At 42.3% G+C, this 25,125-nt stretch carries 26 protein-coding genes; 23 read left to right on the top strand and 3 right to left on the bottom strand.

Annotated features, from left to right (window positions below):
• Nucleotides 1-15 precede the first annotated feature (15 nt).
• The 22 genes from mutL to DW159_RS03485 all read left to right on the top strand — a co-directional run bounded on the left by mutL (nucleotide 16) and on the right by DW159_RS03485 (nucleotide 21,407).
• Nucleotides 16-2,145 carry a DNA mismatch repair endonuclease MutL gene (gene mutL, locus DW159_RS03590; RefSeq protein WP_117548969.1) on the top strand — a complete coding sequence of 710 codons (2,130 nt, stop codon included), beginning with the start codon at nucleotides 16-18 and terminating at the stop codon, nucleotides 2,143-2,145.
• A gap of 12 nt (nucleotides 2,146-2,157) precedes the next feature.
• Nucleotides 2,158-3,114, top strand: coding sequence for a tRNA (adenosine(37)-N6)-dimethylallyltransferase MiaA (gene miaA, locus DW159_RS03585; RefSeq protein ID WP_242992626.1), 957 nt, complete (start codon nucleotides 2,158-2,160; stop codon nucleotides 3,112-3,114).
• Nucleotides 3,111-4,397, top strand: coding sequence for a methionine gamma-lyase family protein (locus DW159_RS03580; RefSeq protein ID WP_117548968.1), 1,287 nt, complete (start codon nucleotides 3,111-3,113; stop codon nucleotides 4,395-4,397). The genes miaA and DW159_RS03580 overlap by 4 nt, the downstream gene beginning before the upstream one ends.
• A gap of 59 nt (nucleotides 4,398-4,456) precedes the next feature.
• Nucleotides 4,457-5,185, top strand: a complete 729-nt coding sequence (radC, locus tag DW159_RS03575; protein ID WP_015534923.1) for a RadC family protein — start codon at nucleotides 4,457-4,459, stop codon at nucleotides 5,183-5,185.
• Nucleotides 5,185-6,051, top strand: coding sequence for a rod shape-determining protein MreC (mreC, locus tag DW159_RS03570; protein WP_242992607.1), 867 nt, complete (start codon nucleotides 5,185-5,187; stop codon nucleotides 6,049-6,051). The genes radC and mreC overlap by 1 nt, the downstream gene beginning before the upstream one ends.
• Nucleotides 6,052-6,073: 22 nt before the next feature.
• A complete protein-coding gene (gene mreD, locus DW159_RS03565) occupies nucleotides 6,074-6,583 on the top strand; it encodes a rod shape-determining protein MreD (RefSeq protein ID WP_022216476.1) in 510 nt (169 codons plus the stop codon).
• Nucleotides 6,583-9,420, top strand: coding sequence for a penicillin-binding transpeptidase domain-containing protein (locus DW159_RS03560; protein ID WP_117548967.1), 2,838 nt, complete (start codon nucleotides 6,583-6,585; stop codon nucleotides 9,418-9,420). Before mreD ends, DW159_RS03560 begins: the two co-directional genes overlap by 1 nt.
• Nucleotides 9,421-9,466: 46 nt before the next feature.
• A complete protein-coding gene (locus DW159_RS03555) occupies nucleotides 9,467-10,171 on the top strand; it encodes a septum site-determining protein MinC (RefSeq protein ID WP_055144455.1) in 705 nt (234 codons plus the stop codon).
• Between the two features lie 25 nt (nucleotides 10,172-10,196).
• Nucleotides 10,197-10,988, top strand: a complete 792-nt coding sequence (gene minD / locus DW159_RS03550) for a septum site-determining protein MinD (RefSeq protein ID WP_022216474.1) — start codon at nucleotides 10,197-10,199, stop codon at nucleotides 10,986-10,988.
• Nucleotides 10,989-11,004: 16 nt separating this feature from the next.
• Nucleotides 11,005-11,334 (top strand): cell division topological specificity factor MinE, encoded by a 330-nt coding sequence (locus DW159_RS03545; RefSeq protein ID WP_117548966.1) that lies wholly within the window; start codon nucleotides 11,005-11,007, stop codon nucleotides 11,332-11,334.
• Nucleotides 11,285-12,448 carry an FtsW/RodA/SpoVE family cell cycle protein gene (locus DW159_RS03540; protein ID WP_117548965.1) on the top strand — a complete coding sequence of 388 codons (1,164 nt, stop codon included), beginning with the start codon at nucleotides 11,285-11,287 and terminating at the stop codon, nucleotides 12,446-12,448. Before DW159_RS03545 ends, DW159_RS03540 begins: the two co-directional genes overlap by 50 nt.
• Before the next feature lie 10 nt (nucleotides 12,449-12,458).
• Nucleotides 12,459-12,854, top strand: a complete 396-nt coding sequence (locus DW159_RS03535; RefSeq protein WP_022216472.1) for a methylglyoxal synthase — start codon at nucleotides 12,459-12,461, stop codon at nucleotides 12,852-12,854.
• A 52-nt stretch (nucleotides 12,855-12,906) separates the two neighbouring features.
• A complete protein-coding gene (locus tag DW159_RS03530) occupies nucleotides 12,907-13,902 on the top strand; it encodes a D-alanyl-D-alanine carboxypeptidase family protein (RefSeq protein ID WP_242992606.1) in 996 nt (331 codons plus the stop codon).
• Between the two features lie 73 nt (nucleotides 13,903-13,975).
• A complete protein-coding gene (locus tag DW159_RS03525) occupies nucleotides 13,976-14,395 on the top strand; it encodes a hypothetical protein (RefSeq protein ID WP_015534931.1) in 420 nt (139 codons plus the stop codon).
• Nucleotides 14,396-14,489: 94 nt separating this feature from the next.
• Nucleotides 14,490-15,896 (top strand): HlyD family efflux transporter periplasmic adaptor subunit, encoded by a 1,407-nt coding sequence (locus DW159_RS13600; RefSeq protein WP_158547575.1) that lies wholly within the window; start codon nucleotides 14,490-14,492, stop codon nucleotides 15,894-15,896.
• Between the two features lie 22 nt (nucleotides 15,897-15,918).
• On the top strand, nucleotides 15,919-16,614 hold the full coding sequence (locus tag DW159_RS03515) for a YggS family pyridoxal phosphate-dependent enzyme (RefSeq protein ID WP_015534934.1): 696 nt from the start codon (nucleotides 15,919-15,921) through the stop codon (nucleotides 16,612-16,614).
• Nucleotides 16,615-16,626: 12 nt separating this feature from the next.
• On the top strand, nucleotides 16,627-17,280 hold the full coding sequence (locus DW159_RS03510; RefSeq protein ID WP_015534935.1) for a cell division protein SepF: 654 nt from the start codon (nucleotides 16,627-16,629) through the stop codon (nucleotides 17,278-17,280).
• 25 nt (nucleotides 17,281-17,305) lie between these two features.
• The gene (locus DW159_RS03505) at nucleotides 17,306-18,022 is read left to right on the top strand and encodes a DivIVA domain-containing protein (protein ID WP_117548964.1); all 717 of its coding nucleotides are present in this window, start codon (nucleotides 17,306-17,308) and stop codon (nucleotides 18,020-18,022) included.
• Between the two features lie 32 nt (nucleotides 18,023-18,054).
• A complete protein-coding gene (gene aroB / locus DW159_RS03500; RefSeq protein WP_117548963.1) occupies nucleotides 18,055-19,140 on the top strand; it encodes a 3-dehydroquinate synthase in 1,086 nt (361 codons plus the stop codon).
• Between the two features lie 23 nt (nucleotides 19,141-19,163).
• A complete protein-coding gene (gene lspA / locus DW159_RS03495; protein ID WP_015534938.1) occupies nucleotides 19,164-19,682 on the top strand; it encodes a signal peptidase II in 519 nt (172 codons plus the stop codon).
• Between the two features lie 3 nt (nucleotides 19,683-19,685).
• Nucleotides 19,686-20,609, top strand: a complete 924-nt coding sequence (locus DW159_RS03490) for an RluA family pseudouridine synthase (protein WP_117548962.1) — start codon at nucleotides 19,686-19,688, stop codon at nucleotides 20,607-20,609.
• Nucleotides 20,610-20,792: 183 nt separating this feature from the next.
• Entirely contained in the window at nucleotides 20,793-21,407 is a 615-nt protein-coding gene (locus DW159_RS03485) for a cytidylate kinase-like family protein (RefSeq protein WP_022216466.1), read from the top strand.
• A gap of 157 nt (nucleotides 21,408-21,564) precedes the next feature.
• Here the strand turns inward: DW159_RS03485 and DW159_RS03480 are convergent, their stop codons facing one another.
• The 3 genes from DW159_RS03480 to yneA form a co-directional block, all read right to left on the bottom strand.
• Nucleotides 21,565-22,284, bottom strand: a complete 720-nt coding sequence (locus tag DW159_RS03480; protein ID WP_117548961.1) for a tRNA 2-thiocytidine biosynthesis TtcA family protein — start codon at nucleotides 22,282-22,284, stop codon at nucleotides 21,565-21,567.
• Nucleotides 22,285-22,314: 30 nt separating this feature from the next.
• Nucleotides 22,315-23,379, bottom strand: coding sequence for a tyrosine-type recombinase/integrase (locus DW159_RS03475; RefSeq protein ID WP_117548960.1), 1,065 nt, complete (start codon nucleotides 23,377-23,379; stop codon nucleotides 22,315-22,317).
• A gap of 273 nt (nucleotides 23,380-23,652) precedes the next feature.
• Nucleotides 23,653-23,982: a cell division suppressor protein YneA gene (gene yneA / locus DW159_RS03470; protein WP_015534940.1), complete on the bottom strand. Its 330-nt coding sequence runs from the start codon at nucleotides 23,980-23,982 to the stop codon at nucleotides 23,653-23,655.
• Nucleotides 23,983-24,294: 312 nt separating this feature from the next.
• Here yneA and lexA point away from each other — a divergent pair, with 312 nt between their 5' ends.
• On the top strand, nucleotides 24,295-24,915 hold the full coding sequence (lexA, locus tag DW159_RS03465; protein WP_022216463.1) for a transcriptional repressor LexA: 621 nt from the start codon (nucleotides 24,295-24,297) through the stop codon (nucleotides 24,913-24,915).
• Nucleotides 24,916-25,125 lie beyond the last annotated feature (210 nt).

The following is a 25,125-nucleotide window of genomic DNA, read 5'->3' as shown; positions in this document are numbered from 1 at the left end:
AAGGAGCGATAAGTGATGATAAAAGTATTAGACCAGAATACGATAAACAAGATAGCAGCCGGTGAGGTTATAGAGAAGCCGAGCTCGGTCATCAAGGAGCTTGTGGAAAATTCTATAGACTCAGGTGCCACAGCGGTAACCGTCGAGGTAAAGGGAGGCGGACTGTCATTTCTCAGAGTCACCGACAACGGAGCAGGCATAAAGAAGGATGAGGTCAAGCTTGCATTCCTCAGACATGCCACAAGTAAGCTTGTGACAGTCGAGGATCTCCTGAGTATCTCTTCTCTTGGTTTCCGTGGTGAGGCACTTGCAAGTATAGCGGCGGTTGCACAGGTTGAGATGATCACCAAGACCGCTGATGATGTGACCGGTCTCAGATACCAGATACATGGCGGTAAGGAGATATCCAGCGAGGAGATAGGTGCTCCGGGTGGAACAACCATAATTGTCAGAAATCTTTTTTACAATACACCGGCGAGAAAGAAGTTCATGAAGACTGATGCCACGGAGACAAGCTATATCTACGACTTGATGTGCCGTATATGCATGTCACACCCGGAGATCTCATTTAAGTTCATTACAAATGGAACAGACAAGCTGTTCACATCAGGCAATGGCAAACTCAGAGACATAATCTACCATATCTATGGAAGAGACATCACCTCAAATCTTCTTGAGATAAATGCGGAAAATGACTATATGAAGATCTCCGGATATATAGCAAGACCTTGTATATCAAGGGGCAACAGATCATTTGAGGGCTACTATGTAAATCACAGATATATAAAGAGTGCGGTGCTCACCAAGGCGATCGAGGATGCTTTCAGGACATTTGTCATGATACACAAGTTTCCATTCACCGAGATCAATTTCCAGGTGAGACCCGATCTCCTCGATGTAAATGTACATCCGACCAAGATGGAGTTGAAATTCGCCAACAGTCAGGATATATACAGCTTCACCTACAATGCCATAAGGGAGACACTGTTATTCAAAGAGCTCATTCCTGATGTGGCGCCGGGTAAAGATCCAAAGCCTGAGACCTTCAAGCAGAGGGATGTTGGCAAGGCACCGGAGGCGTTCGAGAATAAGAGGCGTGAGGCTATAGTCAGGGCGGAGGAGCGTACTGTACCGCAGAGTCAGCCTGAGCAGCATCGTCCGGCGGAGACGCAGACATCACCACAGCAGCTTTGCCCGATCGAACCACAGACATCATCACAGCCGGTCCGCCCGGTTATAGAGATCATAGATGAGACTAGCAGCTCAAACAATAAAGGATCAGACGTCATAGATAATAACAAGACGGAGAAGCCGGCAGGAAACTACATATATGCGGATAGAAAGAATGATCTGGGGAGATCTGTAGTACAAAACAGGAATGTGGTAAACGAGAGTCCGGCATATACAGCTCCGGCACCTGCTAGACCTTCGGTCACAGCGGCAACACCAGACTCAACAGTATCTGCAGTTTCAGATGAAGCTTCAGATACTGACTACGATGAAGAAGCCAGAAAAAAGTACGTCCAGCAGGATATGTTCCAGGAGAAGTTCCTGACAAGGGAAGCCCGTGCAAAGCACAGACTAATAGGACAGCTTTTCAAGACATACTGGCTCATAGAGTACGATGGCAAGTTCTTCATAATGGATCAGCATGCTGCCCATGAGAAGGTCAAGTACGAAGAGCTTATGGAGAATTACAAAAATAAGAAGATATACTCACAGTATCTTATGCCTCCTGCGGTCGTTACACTCAGTGCCGCAGAGATAGAGTTCCTTCATGAGAATATGGAGATGTTCGAGGCGCTTGGATATCAGATAGAGAACTTCGGAGGCAGGGAGTTTAAGCTGAACGCTGTACCTGACAACTTGTTTGGTCTTGATGGCAGAGAGCTTTTCATAGACTTCATAGCTGATGCGAGCAGCAGTGCGAAAAAGGTGACCGTAGACACATTTATACATAAGCTTTCCACCATGGCGTGTAAGGCTGCGATAAAGGGTAACACGGAGATAAGCTTCAAGGAGGCTGACGCACTTATAGATCAGCTATTAAAGCTTGAAAATCCATACACATGTCCTCACGGACGTCCGACTGTCATATCCATGACGGAGGCGGAGATTGAGAAGAAGTTTAAACGAATAGTGTAGGAGATTAACATGATGGATAAGAATATGAAACCACTGATAATCCTCACCGGCCCCACGGCTGTCGGCAAGACGGCACTGTCCATAGGGCTGGCGAAGGCGGTGGACGGCGAGATCATATCCGCTGATTCCATGCAGGTATACAGAAAGATGAATATAGGAACGGCGAAGATAGAGCCGGAGGAGATGCAGGGGGTAAGGCATCATCTGATAGATATTCTGGATCCGGCAGAAGAGTTCAACGTTGTGCTTTTCAAGAAATATGCTCTTCGTGCTATGGAGGATATATATTCCCGTGGAAAAATTCCAATCATAGTAGGTGGTACTGGCTTCTATATCCAGGCGCTTTTGTATGATATAGATTTTGAGGAAAATGACAATGATATGTCATACAGGGAAAAGCTACAGAACCTTGCAGATACCCACGGCAACACATTTCTTCATGATATGCTTGCGGAGGTCGATCCTGAATCCGCCGAGAAAATACATGAGAATAATGTTAAGAGGGTGATCCGGGCTCTGGAATTTTATAAAAAGACGGGCATGAAGATATCTGAACATAACGAGACTGAGTCGCAGAAGAAGTCACCATATAATTTTGAATATTTTGTGTTAAATGATGACAGACAGAAATTATATGATAGAATAGACAGACGGATAGATATCATGCTTGAGGCAGGGCTTCTGGACGAGGTAAAACTGCTTGTGAGCGAGGGTTACAGCAGGGAGCTGGTGTCCATGCAGGGGCTTGGCTACAAGGAGATAATCGATTATATTCAGGGCAGATGCACTCTGGATGAGGCAGTATATACGCTAAAGAGAGATACAAGGCATTTTGCCAAGAGACAGATCACATGGTTCAAGAGGGAAAAACATGTGACCTGGGTTGATAAAAGTGAGTACGACAGCGAGTCTGAAATATTGTCATTTATGCTGGACAGGCTTCGCGAAAAGGAGATTATACAGAGATGAAAGATATGTTAAAGGATTACTACAGATCACTGAATGTGGATGAAAAGGTGTTTGAATACTGCAACAGTGTGGAGGAGAAACTTAAGGATAGATTCGCAGCCATCGATGCTGTGAGTGAGATCAACCAGCTCAAGGTCCTGAAGGCCATGCAGGACAACAGATTGTCCGAGGCGCATTTTGCCGGCTCTTCAGGCTATGGCTATACAGATGACGGAAGAGATGCCCTTGAGAGGATATATGCAGATGTATTCCACACGGAAGATGCTCTTGTCAGGACACAGATAGTGTGCGGAACCCATGCACTCTGCACGGCCATGTTTGGTAATCTGCGCCCGGGAGATGAAATCCTTGCCATAGCGGGAAAACCGTATGACACACTGGATGAGATCATAGGCATCCGTGAGTCCAGGGGGTCACTTGCAGAGTATGGTGTCACATATGCCCAGGTAGATCTGCTACCGAATGGAAACTTTGACATTGACGGAATAAAGAATGCGATCAATAGCCGCACAAGACTTGTGGAGATACAGAGATCTAAGGGATATGCAGTCAGAAAGACGCTGTCTGTACAGCAGATCGGTGAGGCCATAAAGGCGGTCAAGAGTGTAAATCCTGATATCATATGTATGGTAGATAACTGTTACGGAGAATTTGTACAGGATATAGAGCCGTCGGATGTTGGGGCTGATCTGGTAGTCGGCTCTCTTATCAAGAATCCGGGAGGCGGACTTGCACCGATAGGAGGTTATATATGCGGTAAGAAGGAGTATGTGGAGAATGCTTCATACAGACTCACGACTCCGGGACTCGGCAAGGAGGTTGGAGCCTCACTTGGCAATACAAAGGCTCTCACTCAGGGACTTTTCATGGCACCTACAGTTACTGCAAGTGCGCTTAAGGGTGCGATATTTGCAGCAAATGTATACGAGGGACTGGGCTTTAAGGCTGTTCCTGACAGCACAGAGGACAGATACGATATTATTCAGGCTGTTGAGCTTCAGACTCCTGAGAGGGTCGTGGCATTCTGTGAAGGAATCCAGGCTGCAGCGCCGGTTGACAGTTATGTAAGACCTGAGCCTTGGGATATGCCGGGCTATGATTCACCGGTCATCATGGCCGCTGGAGCATTTGTGTCTGGTTCATCCATTGAGCTCTCAGCGGATGCACCTATGCGCCCACCTTATGCGGTATATTTTCAGGGGGGACTTACATATCCCCATGCCAAGTACGGCATAATAATGTCATTACAGAAAATGGTAGAAAAAAACCTTATAGTATGGTAGATTAATTAGTCGGCCATATAAAATTTTCTCTGGAGCTTGGAGAGGCGGAAGGAGGAAATATGGATAAAAATTATTGCAAAGAGAATTTTGCAGGAGGACTTTCGGTCTCCATGAAAGAAATGTCGGAGACTGAGAGACCGTATGAGAAGAGCTTTAAGTATGGAGTTGAGGTTCTCACAGATGCTGAACTTCTGGCAGTCATCCTCAGAACCGGAAGCAGGAAGGCAAATGCGCTGTCCACAGCCTACAGGATACTGGATGCCCATCCGGTTCACAAGGGTATAGTGGGGCTTAATTACCTGACTGTGAGTGAACTTGAAGAGATAAGCGGAGTTGGAAAGGTAAAAGCAATACAGATGAAATGTCTGGCTGAGATATCCAGGAGAATGGCCAGGGCTTCATTTAAGCCGTTTTTGTCGTTCCAGTCCCCACAGAGCATTGCGGATTATTTCATGGAGAACACAAGATATCTCGAAAAGGAATACGTGTATCTCCTCATGTTTGATGCGAAGCATAAGCTCATAAAGGATGTCCGCATTTCAGAGGGAACAGTGAACAGTTCGATGTTATCTCCGAGAGAGGTGTTTGTGGAGGCGCTCAGATACGATGCTGTCTATATCATACTTGTGCATAACCACCCATCCGGAGATCCGACTCCGAGCGGTCAGGATATAGATATCACCAGAGAGATGGACAGAGCCGGGGAACTGATAGGGATAGAGCTTTCAGATCATATTATTTTGGGAAATAACTGCTATGTCAGCTTAGCTGAGCGAGGTATTTTATAATGAAACGAAGACGAAATAGGAACAGAAAAAGAATAGAGATCACACCGAGATATTTTTTGCTTGGACTCACAGGCTTTTGCGTTGTGCTCATGCTTGTATCTCTTTTTGCGGGAGGCATATTTGCACCGGTGAGGAATTTTACCAACATATTTGTCCAACCCATGCAGAAAGGGGTAAATACCATAGGCAGATGGGTTCAGAGCAAAACTGAGGCATTCCAGAATTATGACGCACTGTTAAAGGAGAATGAAACACTCAAGGATCAGCTTGAACAGAGTCAGAAGCAGGTGGCACAGTACCAGCAGAATTCGTATGAGCTCGAACGTCTTCAGGCACTTTATGAGCTTGATCTCCAGTATTCCGATTATAAGAAGACTGCTGCCAGGGTCATATCAAAGGATACCGGCGGGTGGTTTCAGGTGTTCTATGTCGACAAGGGAACAGATGATGGTGTTGTCGAGGGCTGCAATGTCATGTATGGCAACGGCCTGTGTGGAATAGTCACAGAGGCCGGAAATGATTATGCCAAGGTAAGAGCCATCATAGACGATACATCAAATGTAAACGGAATGATATTACCGTCAGAGGCTATTTGTAATGTTGAGGGAAGTGTCAGCAATTATGAGAATGGCTATCTTATCGCTGAAAACATTGACAAGGACGCAGAGGTCGGAGTCGGTGATCAGGTCGTCACATCCTATGTGTCAAGCAAATATCTGTCGGGAATTAACATAGGGTATGTAACAAAAATAGAGGAAGATTCCAACAATCTTACAAAGACTGCATATATCACTCCGGCATGTGATTTTTCAAAGATACAGGAGGTACTCATAGTCCTCCAGACCAAGAAAACTGTTTCGGAGTAGAAGTAAAGAGGTTAAACAGACATTGAGAAGAGTTATCACACTTGGATTATTAATCATAATATGTTTTGTGCTTCAGTCAGCACTTTTTCCATATATTTCAGTTGCGGGTGCGACTCCCAATCTGATGCTCATCCTCACGGTGTCCTTTGGACTTATGAGAGGTCGAAAAGAGGGAATGCTGGTGGGATTTTTCTGTGGCTTTTTATATGATCTGTACTTTGGCTTTGCCATAGGCCCTTTTATGATCATATATATGCTCATTGGATACTGTAACGGATTTTTCCACAGACTGTACCTCGTGGAGGATGTACTGCTGCCTATCATCATCATAACACTTGATGATTTCATATTTAATTTCATAACATTTATAATATTCTTTGTAATGCGTAACAGACTCAGTTTTGGGCTGTACATGAAGGATATTATTTTGCCGGATATGATATACACAGCCATACTTACGATGATAGTATTCAAGCTGTTTGTCTTTATAAACAAGCGGCTGAAACGCGCTGAAAAAGGAAGTGAGACATAGTGATCAGAGATATATTAGAGATAATCAAAGATTTTATAGTAGAAAAGTTAAAGAGCCGTATTTTTTATGTCACTCTGTTTTTTTTGTGCCTGTCAGGCGTGCTTGTGTACAGATTGTTTAATCTTCAGATCATAAATGGAGAAAAATATCAGTCCAGCTTCCAGTACAAATCACTTAAGACGGTGTCGGTCAAGGCCACCAGAGGAAAGATTTACGACTGCAACGGAAAACTGCTTGCATCTAACGAATCTTCATACAATCTGAGTTTCACCAGCAATGCAGACCTCACTGAGGCGGCAGACAAGAAGAATATGTCGGTCAATGAGCTAAGAAATGAGATAGTTTATAAGACGATACTTATACTTGAGCAGAATGGAGACAGTCTGTCCGTGGAGCTTCCGATTAAGCTGGATGCAAATGGCAACATGAAATTCACGATAAGCGGCTCACAACTCAATACATTTTATATGAATGTTTATGGTGCAAGCTCAGTTGATGCCCTCACCGATGCACAGAAGAATGCTACAGCAAGGGAAGTATTTGACTATATGAGAAGTGATGAACTTTTCAATATCTCGGGTGATTATTCGGATGCCTATGTGCTCAAGATCCTTGCCGTGAGATATGAGGTATGGCTCAACAGATACCAGCAGTACATGACAGTGGATATCGCCAACAATATAAGTCAGCAGAGCTATGCTGCGATAACTGAGAATATGGATACACTGCTCGGAATGGATGTGAGTATTGAATCAAACAGAGTATACAATGATGCCATATATTTTTCGCATATAATCGGATATATCGGCAACATTTCAAATGAGGAGCTCGAGGAGTACAATGCGAAGCTTGACGAGGATCAGCAGTATGATTCCAATGATATGGTTGGAAAGCTTGGTTTGGAACAGTCGTACGAGGATCAGCTTCGTGGTGTTGACGGTTCCCAGAAGATGTACGTTGACAACATGGGAAAAGTCCTTGAGATTATAGAAAAAACTGATTCTGTTGCAGGAAACGATATTTACCTCACACTTGACTCTGATCTTCAGAAATACTGCTACAACGCACTTGAAAAGGAATTGTCGTATATTCTCCTTGCAAATCTCAAGAACGTGACGACATCCAAGGAGAAAGAGGATATACCTATAACGGATGTGTACTCGGCATTCTTTGACAACAACATTATAGACATAAAGGCCCTTAATGCTGCGAATGCAACTGACAATGAAAAGAATGTGTACAACACATTTGTATCAAGCAAGCAGTACACACTCAATGCGCTTTCGGACATTCTGAAGAGCAGTCACACGGAACTGTATAATCTTTCGGATCAGTACAAGGATTATATGGAGTTTATATGTGAGACGCTGAGCTCAAACGGCATATATGACAGCAGTGCAGTGGATAAGGACAGTGACACATATAACAACTATGTAAATGACAAGATATCATTATATGAGTATCTGAAATACTGCATAAGCCAGGGAGTAATAGACATAACCGGCATTCAGACAAGCAGTGATTATTATGATACGGATGAGATATACAATGTTATTGTCGATTATGTACTCAAAGAATTTGAGGATGACTCCGATTTCGACAAACGAGTCTTCAAATATATGATATTATCAGGTGAAATAACAGGTTCCCAGGTAATATACCTGTTATACGACCAGGGAATCCTTAATAGTACAACAGACGAAGATTACGAGGGATTTACGTCAGGAGTCCTCAGCAATTTTGAATTTATTTACAGAAAGATCAAAAAGCTTGAGATAACACCTGCCATGCTTGCTCTTGACCCATGCTCGGGATCCATCGTGGTGGTCGATCCGGCGACAGGAGCTGTAAGGGCTATGGTAAGCTACCCAAGCTACGACAACAACAAGCTCACAAATGTGATCGATCCTGACTATTATGCCAAGATAACAGAAGATAAGACGACCCCTATGTACAATCGTGCAACCATGCAGAGAACTGCACCGGGTTCCACATACAAGATGCTCATTGCTGCAGCGGGTCTGCAGGAGGGCGTTATAGACGTTGGATCAGTGATAACTGATTACGGTACATTCTCAAAGGTTGTTCCTTCACCGGCCTGCTGGCTCAGAAGCGGACACGGAACGCTTGGTCTCGCTGACGCCATAGAGGTATCGTGTAACGGTTTCTTCTATGAGGTTGGATACCGTCTTGCCACAGACAGCAAGGGAGTATATCAGGATGCACAGGGTATAGATAAGATACAGAAGTACGCTTCGTTATTTGGACTTGACCAGAAGTCAGGTGTGGAGATAGAAGAGATGGATCCGCATGTGTCAGATACTGATGCGGTACGTTCTTCTATCGGACAGGGTACAAATAACTATGCGCCTGTCCAGCTTGCCAGATATGTGACAACCATCGCCAATGAGGGCAACTGTTATGACCTGACACTGGTGAACGAGATAAAAAATATAGATGGAAGAACAGTGTATAAGAGTGACAACGTTCCTAAGAATACAGTTGATCTGACGGACAGCCAGTGGGCGGTCATAAAACGGGGAATGCGTCAGATGGTAAGTGACCACACAAGTCCATCGGCTCTTATAAATCAGATAAATGTCAATGTTGCCGGCAAGACGGGAACAGCAGAGGAGGATACCACAAGGCCGGATCACGCATTGTTTGTGTCATTTGCGCCTTATGAGAACCCTGAGGTCAGTGTAACATGTGTTATTCCACATGGATATACATCGGGTAACGCAGAGGAGCTTGCCGGAATGGTGTACGCATATATGTATGACCCTGACAAGCTTGATACGCTTGACATAACAGGAAACAACCAGATGTCAGATTAATTGAGATACCAAAGATATATCACAGAACCTGTGTGTAGGAAATAATATGACAGGAGCAGATGATATGGATGGTATGGACAGATTATCAATCAAGGCAGACAGATCAGGCATAGTTGTCTATGTACCGGCGGCTATGTCTGTAAATGATATCTGCTGCGATCTGTATTGCAGGATCCTCGATAATATAAGTGCCTTCCAGAAAAAAGGAACTGTATGTATATCTTTCAGGGGATGTACCCTGGAGCGTGGAGACACGGAGGAGATAATCAGTTTTTTAAACAGCATTGATAAGATTCATGTCAGATTTGCAGCTAAACCTGACATAGATCAATATACAGGTTCCGGTGTCCGGGATGATGGGGATCGTGAACCACAACAGGCAAAAGTCAGTATGGCTTTGCCGGATATGACTAAAACGCACAGTGACAATGAAAGACCATATATCTTCCGCGGTGACATAGGGAGAAAGCAGACCCTTGAGATCAGGGGAAATGTCATTATCCTCGGAGATGTTGCCAGGGATGCCAGGGTTGTATCCGGTAAGAATATCGTGGTCGTTGGGGAACTGGCGGGAGCTGCCATAGCGGGTAAGCTGGCGGCTGGAAACAATTTCATAATAGCGATGAGAATGTGCCCACAGCTTTTGCAGATAGGAAAAGCGAAAAGTACAGGAATCAGACTTCCGGGTGCAAAAAGAATGCCAATGATAGCTACGAATGATGAAGGAATCATAAATATAACCTACATATGATAGTAAATTTAGGAGGATTTTTATTATGTGTGAAGTTATTGTTGTTACATCAGGAAAAGGCGGAGTTGGCAAGACGACCACATCGGCGAATATAGGAACCGGTCTTGCGTCCCTCGGGAACAGAGTGGTGATGATAGATACAGATATAGGTCTCAGAAACCTGGATGTTGTGCTTGGCCTGGAAAACCGCATAGTCTATAATCTGATAGATGTAATAGAGGGAAACTGCAGATATAAGCAGGCTCTTATAAAGGCGAGGAACTACAACAATCTGTACCTGCTGCCTTGCGCGCAGACCAGGGATAAGACAGCGGTCAGCCCGGAACAGATCATCAAGCTCATAGACGAGATAAGAGACGAGTATGACTACATAATCATTGACTGCCCGGCCGGTATAGAACAGGGCTTTAAGAACGCCATAGCTGCTGCTGACAGGGCTGTCATAGTGACAACTCCCGAGGTCTCGGCCATAAGGGATGCAGACAGGATAATCGGTCTGCTCGAGGCGTATGGAATTGAAAAACAGCACCTCATAATCAACAGGATAAGATATGATATGGTCAAAAAGGGCAATATGATGTCCGTCGATGATGTGGTTGATATACTTGCAGTGGATCTGCTTGGAGTAATCGCCGATGATGAGGACATAGTCATATCGACAAACAAAGGAGAACCGGTCGTGTGCAGCAACACTAAATCGGGACATGCATATATGAATATATGCAGAAAGATAGTGGATGATTCCCTTGAAGTTGAAGATTATTATTCAGGGAAGAACCGCTCACTGCGTTCGCTTTTCAGACGTAAAAGAGCCTGAAGGGAGGAATATGGGGATGAATAAGATATATTTATATAACACAGGAAGTTATGCCAAAGAAAGGCTTATAAGCATGCTGGCTTCAGACAGGATAGGGTGTAATCCGGATTTCCTGGACGATATGAAGCATACCATAAAGCAGGAGATAGACAGATACATCAATGTAAAGGAATCAGATATCGATATCCAGGTCAAGGAGCGTATGCTAGTGGCATATATTCCATTGTTAAGCGTGGATACAGAGAAGAAGGATAACGAATATACATACAGAACAATAGGACGAGGATCAGTGAATTATGAACTTATTCAAGAAGGATCAACTGAACTTAAAACAATTCAGTCTTGATCAGGATCAAAAAAAATACAGTATACTGGATTACAATTTCAAATTGTTTTTCCTGATAATAGCAGCCATGGCCATGGGTACTGTGATCATAGTGAGCGTAGATGAGACAAAACTCACAAAGCAGTTGATCGGTGCCGGGGTGTGTATACTGGGAATGATAATAGTATCACTCATAGACTATAATTTCATATGCAAATACTACATGGTACTATACGCTGCAAATATAGTGTTGCTGGGACTTGTACTGGTGGCAGGATCAGGTGCGGATTCCCATGGAGCCAGCAGATGGTTCCAGATATCCGATTCATTTACCATACAGCCATCGGAGTTTGCCAAGATAATACTGATAATCTGCACGGCTGTTTTTCTTGAAAAACATGCGGATGATCTGAACACGGCAAAGACGCTGCTGAAGCTTGCAGCTTTCCTTGCAATACCGATCGGACTTATATTTGCCGAGCCGGATCTTTCAACCACGATATGTATATGTGCAACATTGTTTATAGTCATATTTATAGCGGGGCTCTCACTCAAGATAATAGGTATTGCGGTACTGATACTCATACCATTCTTTGGAGGCTTCTTCTGGTATATCCAGCAGGACAACCTGCCTCAGTTTCTGAACGGATATCAGAGACAGCGTATACTTGGACATATGTATGGAGGCGGATCCACCCAGGATCAGCAGAACAACTCGATCATGGCCATAGGATCGGGACAGTTGACCGGTAAGGGGATCAACAGCTCTGATGTGGCAACCGTAAAAGATACAAATCTCATATCTGAGCAGCAGACAGACTTTATATTCTCGGCAGTGGGAGAAGAATTAGGTTTCATCGGAAGTGTTATTATTATTGCAATTTTACTGCTCATAGTGTTACAATGTATTAGGGTTGCTAGGCGTTCCGGTGATAAAAAGGGAATGTATATAGCAACAGGTATGGCAGCACTGGTCAGCATCCAGTCATTTATCAATATTGGTGTTGCCACATCCATACTTCCGAACACGGGATTACCTTTGCCATTCATAAGTTACGGACTGAGTTCACTCGTCAGTTTGTGTGCCGGAATGGGCATGGTTCTCAATATAAATTTGCAAAAGAAAAAGTATTAGGAGGATTTTCATGAATATTGGTTTGATAGCACATGATGCTAAGAAAAAACTGATGCAGAACTTCTGTATAGCATATAGAGGAATTCTTAATAAGCATGAGCTTTACGCAACAGGAACTACCGGAAGACTTATTGAGGAGGTTACCAATCTTACAGTTCACAAATATATTGCAGGACATCTTGGCGGTGAGCAGCAGCTCGGATCACAGATAGAGAACAATGACATCGATATGGTCATCTTTCTGAGAGATCCGCTTCATCCAAAGAATCATGAACCTGATATAAACAACATATTTACATTGTGTGATACACATAATATTCCGCTTGCGACTAATCTGGCAACTGCCGAGCTTCTTATACTGGCACTTGACAGAGGAGATCTTGACTGGCGTGAATTCTACAAGTAAATATATTTCAGCACCATTATCAGGCTGTTGAATATATTTCGGAGGTTATATTATGTTTAATCAAAGCAGAATAGGAAAATACATGCGAAGAAGTATCTCTTTGATACTTGTGTTGTCGATGGTCCTTCTGACCGGCTGCGGAAGCAAGACCTACAAAGCTGGAAGACAGCTCGACATAGGTGTGTTGCCTGATCTTCCGGTGTATGGGGAGCTCGGAATGGCATACGATAACGCTGTGATAGCACAGGGCGAGGAGATAGATGCCGCAAACTACAACGGATGTTATGCCGCTATGCTTGTCGATGAGACGACCAAGGATACCATAGTGGCTCATAATGTACATGGAAAGATATATCCGGCAAGTATGACCAAGATCATGACAGGTATACTCGTTATGGAGAGCATAGAAAAGGGAGATATATCCCTTGACGATGTGGTAACTCTCAACAGAAAGGTTACATTTGACGATTGGGATGCCATGGCCAGTGACCTGGTCGGAGGCTGCAGCCTGACGGTCAAGAACCTGCTGTACGGTCTCATGATAACATCATACAATGACTGTGGTGTTATACTTGCAGAGCTGATAGCCGGTAGCGAATCAGCATTTTGTGACATGATGAATGAAAAGGCGAAGGAGATCGGTGCGACAAATACCCACTTTGTCAACTGTCACGGACTTCACGACGATGACCATTACACTACAGCGTATGATCTGTATCTTATAATAAAGGAATTTTCAAAGCATGACCTTGCGTATGTGATAGATTCACTTGATACATATGATTTCACATACACGGATGCAGATGGCAATGAACAGGTGGTAACCATAGAGCCGACAAATGAATTCTTAACTGGTGAGGTAAATTTTCCAGATGGATACTCGATAGGTTCGTGGAAGACCGGAACCACAGAGGAGGCACTCAACTGTCTTATCATGGAGCTTAAGAACGATTCCACCGGTGAAGAGTATATTGCTCTTGTAGCCGGAGCAGATGGAAAAGAGGCACTGTACAGCGCCATGACTGAACTTATAAATAAGGCAAAGTGATGTGTGTATCTGACATATATGATACGGACATTATTTGTATAAATTTTACACCAAGATTCAGGAGGCATGAAAAATGATTCACATTATTGCAGGAGATAAGGGTAAGGGAAAGACAAAGGCACTGATAGATAAGGTCAACAATGAAGTAAAGGTTGTTTCCGGTACGGTAGTATTTCTTGATAATAACAACAAGCATCTCTATGAGCTCAGCAACAGAGTCAAGATGATCAACTGTACAAGCTATGGAATTAGCAAGCTGGATTCGTTCACCGGATTCGTGCGAGGAATAATCTCCCAGAACAGTGATATTGAGAAGATTTATATAGATAATTTTAAGACGGTTGCATACGTTGGAGAGTCACATATCGTTGAGGCATTGGACGAGATAAAGAACATATCCGATATGTTCAATGTTGATATAGTGATCTGTCTGGCAACAGATGTCAATGACGTACCAGAGGATTTCAAGGACTGCGTTATTGCGGCATTATAAGCTGGATGCCGCCTTATATTTCAGATAGAATGTGGTTGGCATATGTATGTTGCCAGCCATTTTCTGTGCCAGAGTAAATTACGGGAGACATATTATGGCGACAATAAAACGAAAAAAACAAAAGACAAAGATCGAACTTCCAAAGCTCAAAATGCCGGGCTTTGGAACATTCCTTTTTGCATTCGTATTCATATATATACTCATCAGGGTCGTTGCGTATGTTAATGATTCTGATCCGATAATATTCACGGTTGAGCAGAGTACGTACGATACTGATTTCACGGCTACAGGGCTTGCGGTAAGAAGTGAGACTGTCATAACCGCCTCGGCGACGGGAACACCATGCTACTATATAAGAGATGGCGAGAAGGTATCCAAGGGTGCAAATATATATGCCATTGACAGCTCGGGCTCCATGCAGGCAGCAATGAGCGACATGCAGGAGAATGGTTCAGCACTTCTCACGAGCGCAGATTACACAAGTCTGAACAATCAGATAAAGATGTTCAAAAATGGATTTTCGGCATCCAATTTTGGTAATGTATATAATTTCAAGACAAGCATCGACAACAAGCTTTTAGAGCTCTATGAGGAGCTTGCTCTTGAGCAGGTCAGCAATGGTTCTTCATCATTTTCACTTGATGCCCAGAAGGCACCATTCAGTGGACTTGTCACATACTATCAGGATGGATATGAGAGCGTCGATGTGAAGAATCTTACACCTGAGCTTTTTGATAAAACTGTGTATACAAAACAGTCACTCAAGTTAGATGGCCAGGTTTCTGCGGGCAGCGCTGTATGTAAGCTTATCAACGATGAGGAATGGAATATTGCCATATCGCTCAGCAAGGATGAATTTGATAAGGTTACACAGAATGAATACGCTTCATTTACCATCAATAATTCGAGCAGAAGGATCAGATCGACATACGATAAGATCGAAAAAGATGGTCATTATTATATAGTGGTATCATTCAACAAATATATCGCGCAGTATGTAAATGAAAGATTTCTGGACATCAACTTCATGTTTGAGGAATCCAGCGGTCTGAAGATACCGGCTTCATCCGTAATAACAAAGGATGTATATATGATACCTGTGGATTACCTGACAGGAGGCAGTGGTGATTCAGATCTGACTCATTTTAATCAGGTAACATATGGCAATTCGGGAAGCACTTCAATAAAACAGATATCACCGATAATATATTTTACCGACAAGAGATTCTGTTATGTTGATCCGTCAAGTATAGATTCAGATGCGGTACTGCAGAAGAATAATTCCAAGGATACATTTTCCGTTGCCACAGCCGCCAAGTATACGATGGATGGTGTTCTGTGTGTATCAAGAGGAACTGCGGAATTCAGAAGAATAGAGGTTATCGTATCGGGCGATGATTACTCGATCATCAAGCCGGATCTTTCATATGGAATATCCAGATATGACAGAATATTACTGGATGGACATTCCATGAAAGAGGGAGAGCTTATATATCAATAGTACAGACACAGGAGATGATAATATGCTTAAAGAAAATTACGAAAAAGTAAAAGAGAACATAGTCAGGGCATGTGAAAAGGCCGGCAGATCACCGGAGGATGTCACTCTGATCGCCGTTAGCAAGACAAAGCCTTTGTCAGATATAGAGGAATTGCTCAGTGATACGGATGCCGTTGATTTTGGTGAGAATAAGGTTCAGGAGCTTGTGGACAAATACGAGAATGTCTCAAGACCTGTAAACTGGCATATGATAGGTCACCTGCAGACGAACAAGGTAAAATACATTGTAGATAAGGTGTGTATGATACACTCCGTTGATTCGTTAAATCTTGCCAAAACCATTGAGAAGGAGGCTGCAAAGCATGATGTCACAGTCAATATTCTCATTGAGGTAAATGTTGCACAGGAAGAAACAAAGTTTGGACTGTCATGCGACGAGGTACTTCCGCTTATCCAGGAGATAAAAGATTTCCCTCATATCAGGGTTAAGGGTCTTATGACTATCGCTCCATTTGTGGATGATCCCGAGGACAACAGGGTCTATTTCCGCAAATTGAAAGATTTATCACTTGACATACAATCTAAAAGCATTGATAATATCGATATGAGCGTCTTGTCGATGGGTATGACAAACGACTATGAAGTTGCAGTTGAAGAAGGTGCAACGTTGGTTAGAGTTGGCACGGGAATATTCGGTGCCAGAAATTATAATATTTAAAGGAGAACAATCATGGCAAAGGGAAATACAAAGAAAAGTTTTCTTGATTATTTCAAATTAAGTGATTCAAGCGACGATGACTTTGATGATGATTTGTTTGATGAAGATGAAGATGACTATGAAGATGAAGACGATATGGACGATCGCTTAGATGATGAGTACGATGATGAGGATGATTACGATGCGCCTCAGACAGAGTCCAGAGTGAAGGCTTCACCGCTCAAGTCCTTTAATAAGTACAAAGGTTCTGCATCATCTGACAATGGATCGGCCAGATCAAAAGCTGCAAGATCTTCTCATGGTCAGCAGTCAGGAGCAGGTAATGGAAAGCTCGTATCGATCAACAGCAGATCCAGAGCAATGGATGACAGTGAAGTATTTGTTATCAAGCCGGACGAGTTTGACGATGCGCAGATGATAATCGATCATCTCAATCGAGGACAGATAATCGTAATAAACATGGAGGATCTTGATCTTCCAACTGCACAGAGAATAGCGGATTTCATTGGAGGAGCAAGTTATGCTGTGGATGGCCTGTTTCAGGCTATTTCGGGCAACATATTCCTTGCCACACCTAATGGAACCTACGTATCTGGTGATTTAAGGGAGGAATTGGCTGGAGGATCTCTTCAGGGGGAAACTCTTTCAAGTAAGGCAACTTACTAATATATGTTTTTACGGGGGATTACATATGCTTACACCAGTTGATTTACAACAGAAGAAGTTCACGCATGGAATGGGATATGCGCGAAAAGATGTAGATGCATTTTTTGACATAGTTGTGCTCAGCTACACAGAACTGTATAAGTCCAATGCAGATCTTACCAATCAGGTAAAGACTCTGACTGACAGTTTAGTACATTACAGAACAACCGAGTCAAAGCTTCAGAAATCTCTCATGCTAGCAGAGAAGAATGCTGAGGAGTCTACAAAGAACGCCACTGATAAGGCGAGACTGATAGAGAATGATGCCAAGATCAAGGCTAATAATATAGTGCAGGAGGCCAGGGAGGAGCTTGAGCGCATAGAGGGAAGTATTGATGGAATAAAACAGCAGTACAAGGACTATGTATGTGCATTCAAGGCTCTCATGGAAGCCCATATGTATTACCTTGCCCAGAATCCTATCAATGAGGAGATGGGGCTTAATTTTGACGATGTATTAAGCGAGGGTAGTTCAAATGCTTCTTATTCACAGTCGACGCAGAGCGCAGCCATGAATTCGTTTATGAACTCCTATGACGGCGATCCACAGGGCCGTGAGGAATCAACTCTCGGATCAGGAGGCGGCTCAGCCATGGGTGATTCAACACTTGGCGGTGCCGGTGGCGGAAGTGTTACAAGTGATTCGTCTGTATACACAAAGAATCTTGGCGGTAAGTCATTTGTTAATCCATTTGGAAACTAACAATATATTTTATACTAAGGGAGAATGTTTATATGTGTAATGCACTCACAGTTCATCTGAATGATGAACCAATCTATGACATTTTCTTTGCAAACGATTTTAATTCCCTGCCTGAGCTTTTAGCCGGACAGGGAATTGCTGATAGAAGGGTATGTATCGTTACAGAGAGTAACGTTGCGCCTCTTTATCTCGATGAGATCAGGACTCAGCTTGATGGAAAATGCAAAGAATTGATATCTATTATATTTGAGGCCGGTGAGTCTCAGAAGAATCTTGATACAGTAAAGATGATCTACGAGAAGCTTATTCTTGCAAAGTTTGACAGAAAAGATCTTCTGGTGGCTCTTGGAGGCGGCGTAACGGGCGATATAACCGGATTTACTGCTGCAACGTATCTCAGAGGCATAGACTTTGTACAGATACCTACAAGCCTTCTGGCACAGGTGGACAGCAGTATCGGTGGAAAGACAGGCGTTGACTTTGATTCATATAAGAACATGGTCGGAGCCTTTCACATGCCAAAGCTTGTGTATATCAATGTGTCAACACTCACCACGTTATCCGATGAGCAGTTTATTTCGGGAATGGGTGAGATCATAAAACATGGACTCATAAAGGATTCTGCATATTTTGACTGGCTTATAGAAAATCACGACAGAATACTTGCAAGGGATAAGGATGTCCTGATGGAGATGATCAGGGTGAGCTGCAACATCAAGAGAGTTGTTGTGGAAAACGATCCTACTGAGAAGGGCGACAGAGCTCTGCTCAATTTTGGACATACTCTTGGACATGCCATAGAGAGATACCTCGACCTTAAGCTGAGTCATGGGGCATGTGTCGGCATCGGATGCTGCCTTGCGTCTGTTATCTCATACAACAGGGGTGACATCACAGAGGACGAGCTTCATAAGATCATACACGCATTTGATATGTTTGGTTTCCCTACTCTTGAGGACTACCCTGTCGATGCAGATGCTGTCATAGAGTACACTAAGAACGATAAGAAGATGGTTGGGGGCAAGATCAAATTTATTCTTCTTTACACTATTGGCGATGCATATATCAATACCGATGTCGTTCCTGATGATATGAAAAAGGCATTTGAGTGGCATTGATGTTCAAAGGAGGAACGGATATTATGAAAAAGAGAATACCGATGGCTATACTTGCCATTATTATTCTTACAGCTTTAGATCAACTGGTGAAACATCTCATATCCACCAACTTTCAGGTTGGACAGACAAGGAAAATAATTGACGGAGTTTTCCAGCTCAACTATGTTCAGAACAGAGGTGCGGCCTGGGGAAGTTTCTCAGGTAAGATCGTTTTCCTGCTTGCGATAACATTTGTTATCCTGCTTGCGGCTATATATGTATACATCAGGCTTGCAGGCAATCAGGAAAAGAAATATACACCGCTCAGGATATCACTGGTATTTCTCATATCGGGAGCTGTCGGCAATATGATCGACAGAGTTGCCCGTGGATATGTGGTTGACATGTTTGACTTCTGCCTTATTAACTTCCCGGTATTCAATGTCGCAGATATATTTGTCACATGCAGTTTTATTGTTATAGTTATTCTGGTGCTGTTCAAGTATAAGGATGATGAGCTCTCAGAGATCATACACCAAAAACAGACAGATGGACAGGAATAGTATATGGAAGAATATAACATCGAAGCCAACGGCGACTGGGCAGGGAAAAGAATAGACAAGGTTCTCAGCGGGTATTTCAGCGATTATTCGAGATCTTTCATAAAGAAGTTATTTGATGACGGATATATTCAGGTCAACGGTAAGGCTTCAAAGCCGAGCTACAGTGTACGTACCGGAGATATTTTTGATATATCAGTGCCGGATCCGGTCAGCATTGACATTGAGCCTGAGAATATACCGCTCGACATCATATATGAGGATGATGACGTGATACTTGTGAATAAACCAAAGGGAATGGTGGTCCATCCGGCACCGGGACACTACAGTGGGACTCTGGTCAACGGACTGATGTACCATTTTAAGGATTCCCTTTCCGGTATAAATGGAGAATTCAGGCCGGGAATCGTTCACAGGATAGATATGGATACAACAGGTGTACTTGTGGTGTGTAAGAACGATAATGCCCATAGATCACTGTCTGAGCAGCTTCACGAGCATAGTATAACCAGAAAGTATTATGCCATAGTCCATGGAAATATCGCACAGGATGATGGTACTGTGGATGCGCCGATCGGAAGAAGTCCTAAGGATCGGAAGAAAATGGCTATCAATACCAGAAATGGCAGACATGCCGTCACACATTACAGGGTTCTGGAGCGTTTTGGAGGAAAGTATACCTTTATTGAGTGTCAGCTTGAGACCGGCAGGACACATCAGATCCGAGTTCATATGGCATCCATTGGACATCCCATACTTGGGGATGAAGTTTATGGACCGAAGAAATGCCCGTTTAAGCTGCAGGGACAGACGCTGCATGCTGGTATTCTCGGTTTTGAACATCCCTCAACCGGGGAATACGTTGAGTTCAAGGCTGATCTGCCGGAATATTTTGAAGATCTTATAAAGAAGCTAAAACTGTTAAATTAATATAATGTAACAAACGAGTATAGACAATTGTCACATATTACGTGCAATTGTCTATACTTTTTTATTTACAGTTTATTGTATAAATGTTATAATAACCCATATAGGAATTTAAGTATTTTGTACATAAGTAATATATTTTGATATTTCTTACATGGAGAATACGAGAAGATGGGAGTGGTTACTATGGCAGAGAAGAAGATTATTACTATAGGTAGACAGTTCGGAAGTGGAGGCAAGCAGATCGGAGAAGCTCTTGCAGAAAAGATGAACATACCATTTTACGACAAGGAGTTACTTAAAGAGGCAGCAAAGAACAGTGGAATATGTGAAGAGATTTTTGACAGCTTTGACGAAAAGCCTACGAATAGCTTTCTTTACTCACTGGTGATGGATCCATATTCACTGGGATTTGGCAATTCAACAGAGCTTCCTCTCAACCACAAAGTTTTCCTTGCGGCATTTGACACCATCAAGAATCTTGCAGAGAAAGATGGTTCATGTGTATTTGTCGGCAGATGTGCTGATTACGCACTCAGGGATCTGGACAACGTGGTGAATATATTCCTGTATGCAGACATGGATGACAGAACAGCCAGAATCGCCAAGAAGTACAACATAAGTGAATCGAAGGCCAAGGATATGATCAAGAAGGAAGACAAGGCCAGAGCTTCATATTACAACTATTATACATCCAAGAGATGGGGCGAGATGAAGGGATACGACATATGTATCAATACTTCGAAGTACGGCATAGATAAGACGATAGATCTGTTATATGACATTGTAAATAATTATTGATCTCAGTCATGATTATTATTGAAAATTGTAATATATCATCATAATAATGTTATTATAAAATCTTGTATATAAAAAATGACAGTAGGTTGTTTGTTAAACGCTTACTGTCATTTTTGTTTTGTGATTGGATTTATTTTTTATATCCATAAGCTATTAATCAGTGCCTTGACCATCCGTCTATTCCGGCACCCTCGATGGAGGAAAATATACGATCTTTTACATCAGGCACGCGTACTTTGAGTTCGTCTATAATGTCTTTGCTTTCCTGACGCTTTGTGACGCCGTCAGCGGGACAAGGGTTCTTGCAGACTGGAAGATCGTTGGCGCGTGCAAATGCTCTTATTTCGCCTTCCAGTGCGTATATAAGAGGTCTTATGAGTGTGACACCTGATTTCTCCAGATGAGTGACAGGAGAGAAGGTGTGAATGCGCCCCTCATACAGCATGGACATCAGGAAGCTGTCTATAACGTCATCCTTGTGATGGGCATATGCGATCTTGTTGCAGCCAAGTTCTGCAGCACAATCATTGAAGGCTCCTTTACGCATACGACTGCAGAGTGAACATGGATTAGGTTCCTTCCTGTAATCGAAAACGATCTCGCCTATATGAGTTTTGCAAACCGTATAATTGACTCCAAGTGACTCGCAATATTCCTTAAGTCTGGACGTGTCAAAATCCTTAAATCCAAGATCTACGGTTATAGCTTCAATTTCAAATGGTATGGGATAAAACTTTTTCAGTTTGGACATTGCATATAAAAGTGTCAGACTGTCTTTGCCTCCGGATATTCCTATGGCTATCTTGTCACCGGGACTGATCATATCGTAATCAGTTATAGCTCGTCTTGTATATGATAAAAGCTTTTGTGATTTCATAAAAATACTCCTTAAGTTAACATAATATTATTATGGTTTAATTGTGCGTTTTTCACGAAGCTGTACTTCGTTCCTGAAACGACGTTTTCTGTCCTCATCCATATCAGCGTAGTGTTTTCTTGTTGTATTTACATCCGAGTGGCCTAATACGTCCGCCACCAGGTATATGTCGTCTGTAGCCCTATAAAGTTCAGTGCCAAACGTACTCCTGAGTTTGTGAGGTGTTATATGCTTTAAAGGAACGGAGGTAAGAGAGTATTTTTTTACAATATTCTCAACTGATCTGACAGATATTCTTTTTAATTGACCGGACAGAAATAACGCATCCTCATGGCCTTTTTCCGGTATCAGTTTTTTCCTTTCATCAAGATATTCAAGCAAAGCTTCACTTGCCTCATCACTGAAGTATACGTATGCCTCCTTGCCACCTTTTCGAACGATCTTAATCCGCATATTATCGAAATCAACGTCACGTATATCAATTCCAACGCATTCGGATACACGCATGCCGGTGCTGAGCATAAGTGATAAAAGCGCCAGGTCACGGACTTTATTTTTCTCATGATATTTTTTCTGGCGTTCAGTCAGGCCGCTGCCATACTCAACATTATCAAGAAAATCTGCAACTTCGTTTGGCTCCATTCGTATAATTTTCTTATCGTGTATCTTTGGCATGTCGACCTTTTCTGCAGCGTTTGAGCTTATACGGTCGTTTTTATACAGGTATGCAAAAAATACCCGGAGTGCAGATAATTTGCGTTTTAACGCCTGCTCACCGTTGGTGTATGTATGTCCGTTTTTAGTGTAAAGCTTCATGGCATGCAGGAACTCCTCGATGTCCTCGGCCTCAAGTCTGCTGAGATCCTCAGTAGTAATATCAAGTGGAGTTTTATCACGAAAGAATGGGTTATTTTCACATAAATACTCGTAGAATGTTTTTATATCCCTGGCGTAACCAAGGCGTGTTCTTGTGGATGTAGTATTCTCAATTCCACGAAAAGCGATCGTTGCGTATTGTGGTAACTCGGAAAGAATATCTCTGAGCAATAATATATTATTCTCATCGACCTGTTTGTTGTATGGCTTGGCTGGCATCGTTATATTTGAAACCTCCTGATATATGTTAATTTGTGGGCATATTCATGTATATGACTAAATGGATTATAGCATAATGTAATAAAATATGCTATATTTTTTCGTAAAACCTGAGTTTAGCGAATAGAAACATATAGACCAAAATACATTCCAACTGCACTGCTTTCACTGATTCTTACGACTCTCTAAGCAAAAATCTAAACAGAAAACGCATATAGAATCTATCATTTAATAGAATCTATATGCGTTGATCAAGAACATATAATTCCTTGTTTAATTGAGATCAGTCACTTCATAATATGGTATTACCAGGTTTGTTCCGGCTACTATCGATGAATCGTTGTTCAGATTGTTGATCGAGACAACTTCATCGATATAATCCTGGGTTGATGTATATTCATCAGTCATATACTTCTGAGCTATATCCCAAAGTGAATCGCCAGACTCAACGGATATACATGTGTAATACTTGGTGCTGGCATTGGTGGCATCAGCTTCGGATGCATCCATGTGTGTGATCGAAACATATAATACTGCTGCTATGATTATGGCTACAATTATTGTCACCTTTTTATTGCTAATGAAATTAAATAATCTATTCATCTCTATCCCTCCTGAACGTATGTTTGTTACTATGTTCGTATTATACCGAACAGATGTTTTGTTGTCAAGTGATTTTCGAACACTTGTACGACTGCAGTTCGTATTGTAACTCTGAATCCTTAATACTCCTATATTATGCACTATCAGGTGTCCATTTTTATTCCCACGAAAGAATAGATCCGGTCAAGAATATTCAAAACAAAGCAAAATTAAAACAGAACATTCGTTTGCAATATCAGAACATATGTGCTATCATATTTTGTATATAACAGATTATGTTAAATAGAATTTATTTGTGGAGGTTCAATATACATGGGAAAAGGAAAGATATCTGATAAACAGACAGAGATTTTGGAATATATCAAGGAAGAACAGCTTAAGAAGGGCTATCCACCTTCAGTAAGAGAGATCTGCAAGGCTGTTGGACTCAAGTCTACATCATCAGTACATGCTCATCTCGCATCTCTTGAGGAGAACGGATATATAAGGCGTGATCCAACAAAACCAAGGGCTATAGAGATAATAGATGATGATTTTGCATTGTCAAGGCGTGAGGTTATTAATATACCTGTTGTTGGACAGGTTGCAGCGGGACTTCCTATCCTTGCCACACAGAATATTATGGATTATTTTCCTATTCCACCGGAATATTTACATAACACCAATAATCAGACATTCATGCTTCGCGTTAAGGGCGAAAGTATGATCAACATCGGAATCAACGATGGTGATCTCCTTATTGTTGAACAATGCTCTTCTGCTTCCAATCGTGATATTGTGGTTGCACTTATCGATGACGGGGCTACAGTAAAGAGATATTTTAAGGAGAATGGTCATATAAGACTTCAGCCGGAGAATGATTATATGGATCCAATTATCGTAGACCACTGTGATATACTCGGAAAGGTTATCGGATTATTCAGGCAGATGTAATTACAATATAATATAATAAATCCATTAAGAAAGAGATCCCCAGGTCAACATACGTCAGCAACATTTACGTATATGACCTGGGGATCAATTTATGTCATATTTTTTAAGAGGGGGCTTATTAAAAGTAAATTAACTTCAAAATAGTTAATTTATATCAATTTGTTAATTACATTATACCAATTATTTAGCTTATTTCAAGCCTAAATCCAA

Source organism: Coprococcus sp. AM14-16 (genome assembly GCF_003434675.1).
Lineage (GTDB): Bacteria > Bacillota > Clostridia > Lachnospirales > Lachnospiraceae > Coprococcus > Coprococcus aceti.
Note: the sequence above shows the minus strand (reverse complement) of the source record. Positions and strands in the feature narration are given on the sequence as shown.

Coding starts and splice junctions, on each gene's coding strand:
- mutL (WP_117548969.1), top strand. CDS start 16: ATGATAAAAGTATTAGACCAGAATACGATAAACAAGATAGCAGCCGGT.
- miaA (WP_242992626.1), top strand. CDS start 2,158: ATGGATAAGAATATGAAACCACTGATAATCCTCACCGGCCCCACGGCT.
- DW159_RS03580 (WP_117548968.1), top strand. CDS start 3,111: ATGAAAGATATGTTAAAGGATTACTACAGATCACTGAATGTGGATGAA.
- radC (WP_015534923.1), top strand. CDS start 4,457: ATGGATAAAAATTATTGCAAAGAGAATTTTGCAGGAGGACTTTCGGTC.
- mreC (WP_242992607.1), top strand. CDS start 5,185: ATGAAACGAAGACGAAATAGGAACAGAAAAAGAATAGAGATCACACCG.
- DW159_RS03555 (WP_055144455.1), top strand. CDS start 9,467: ATGACAGGAGCAGATGATATGGATGGTATGGACAGATTATCAATCAAG.
- minD (WP_022216474.1), top strand. CDS start 10,197: ATGTGTGAAGTTATTGTTGTTACATCAGGAAAAGGCGGAGTTGGCAAG.
- DW159_RS03545 (WP_117548966.1), top strand. CDS start 11,005: ATGAATAAGATATATTTATATAACACAGGAAGTTATGCCAAAGAAAGG.
- DW159_RS03540 (WP_117548965.1), top strand. CDS start 11,285: ATGAACTTATTCAAGAAGGATCAACTGAACTTAAAACAATTCAGTCTT.
- DW159_RS03535 (WP_022216472.1), top strand. CDS start 12,459: ATGAATATTGGTTTGATAGCACATGATGCTAAGAAAAAACTGATGCAG.
- DW159_RS03530 (WP_242992606.1), top strand. CDS start 12,907: ATGTTTAATCAAAGCAGAATAGGAAAATACATGCGAAGAAGTATCTCT.
- DW159_RS03525 (WP_015534931.1), top strand. CDS start 13,976: ATGATTCACATTATTGCAGGAGATAAGGGTAAGGGAAAGACAAAGGCA.
- DW159_RS13600 (WP_158547575.1), top strand. CDS start 14,490: ATGGCGACAATAAAACGAAAAAAACAAAAGACAAAGATCGAACTTCCA.
- DW159_RS03515 (WP_015534934.1), top strand. CDS start 15,919: ATGCTTAAAGAAAATTACGAAAAAGTAAAAGAGAACATAGTCAGGGCA.
- DW159_RS03510 (WP_015534935.1), top strand. CDS start 16,627: ATGGCAAAGGGAAATACAAAGAAAAGTTTTCTTGATTATTTCAAATTA.
- DW159_RS03505 (WP_117548964.1), top strand. CDS start 17,306: ATGCTTACACCAGTTGATTTACAACAGAAGAAGTTCACGCATGGAATG.
- aroB (WP_117548963.1), top strand. CDS start 18,055: ATGTGTAATGCACTCACAGTTCATCTGAATGATGAACCAATCTATGAC.
- lspA (WP_015534938.1), top strand. CDS start 19,164: ATGAAAAAGAGAATACCGATGGCTATACTTGCCATTATTATTCTTACA.
- DW159_RS03490 (WP_117548962.1), top strand. CDS start 19,686: ATGGAAGAATATAACATCGAAGCCAACGGCGACTGGGCAGGGAAAAGA.
- DW159_RS03485 (WP_022216466.1), top strand. CDS start 20,793: ATGGCAGAGAAGAAGATTATTACTATAGGTAGACAGTTCGGAAGTGGA.
- DW159_RS03480 (WP_117548961.1), bottom strand. CDS start 22,284: ATGAAATCACAAAAGCTTTTATCATATACAAGACGAGCTATAACTGAT.
- DW159_RS03475 (WP_117548960.1), bottom strand. CDS start 23,379: ATGCCAGCCAAGCCATACAACAAACAGGTCGATGAGAATAATATATTA.
- yneA (WP_015534940.1), bottom strand. CDS start 23,982: ATGAATAGATTATTTAATTTCATTAGCAATAAAAAGGTGACAATAATT.
- lexA (WP_022216463.1), top strand. CDS start 24,295: ATGGGAAAAGGAAAGATATCTGATAAACAGACAGAGATTTTGGAATAT.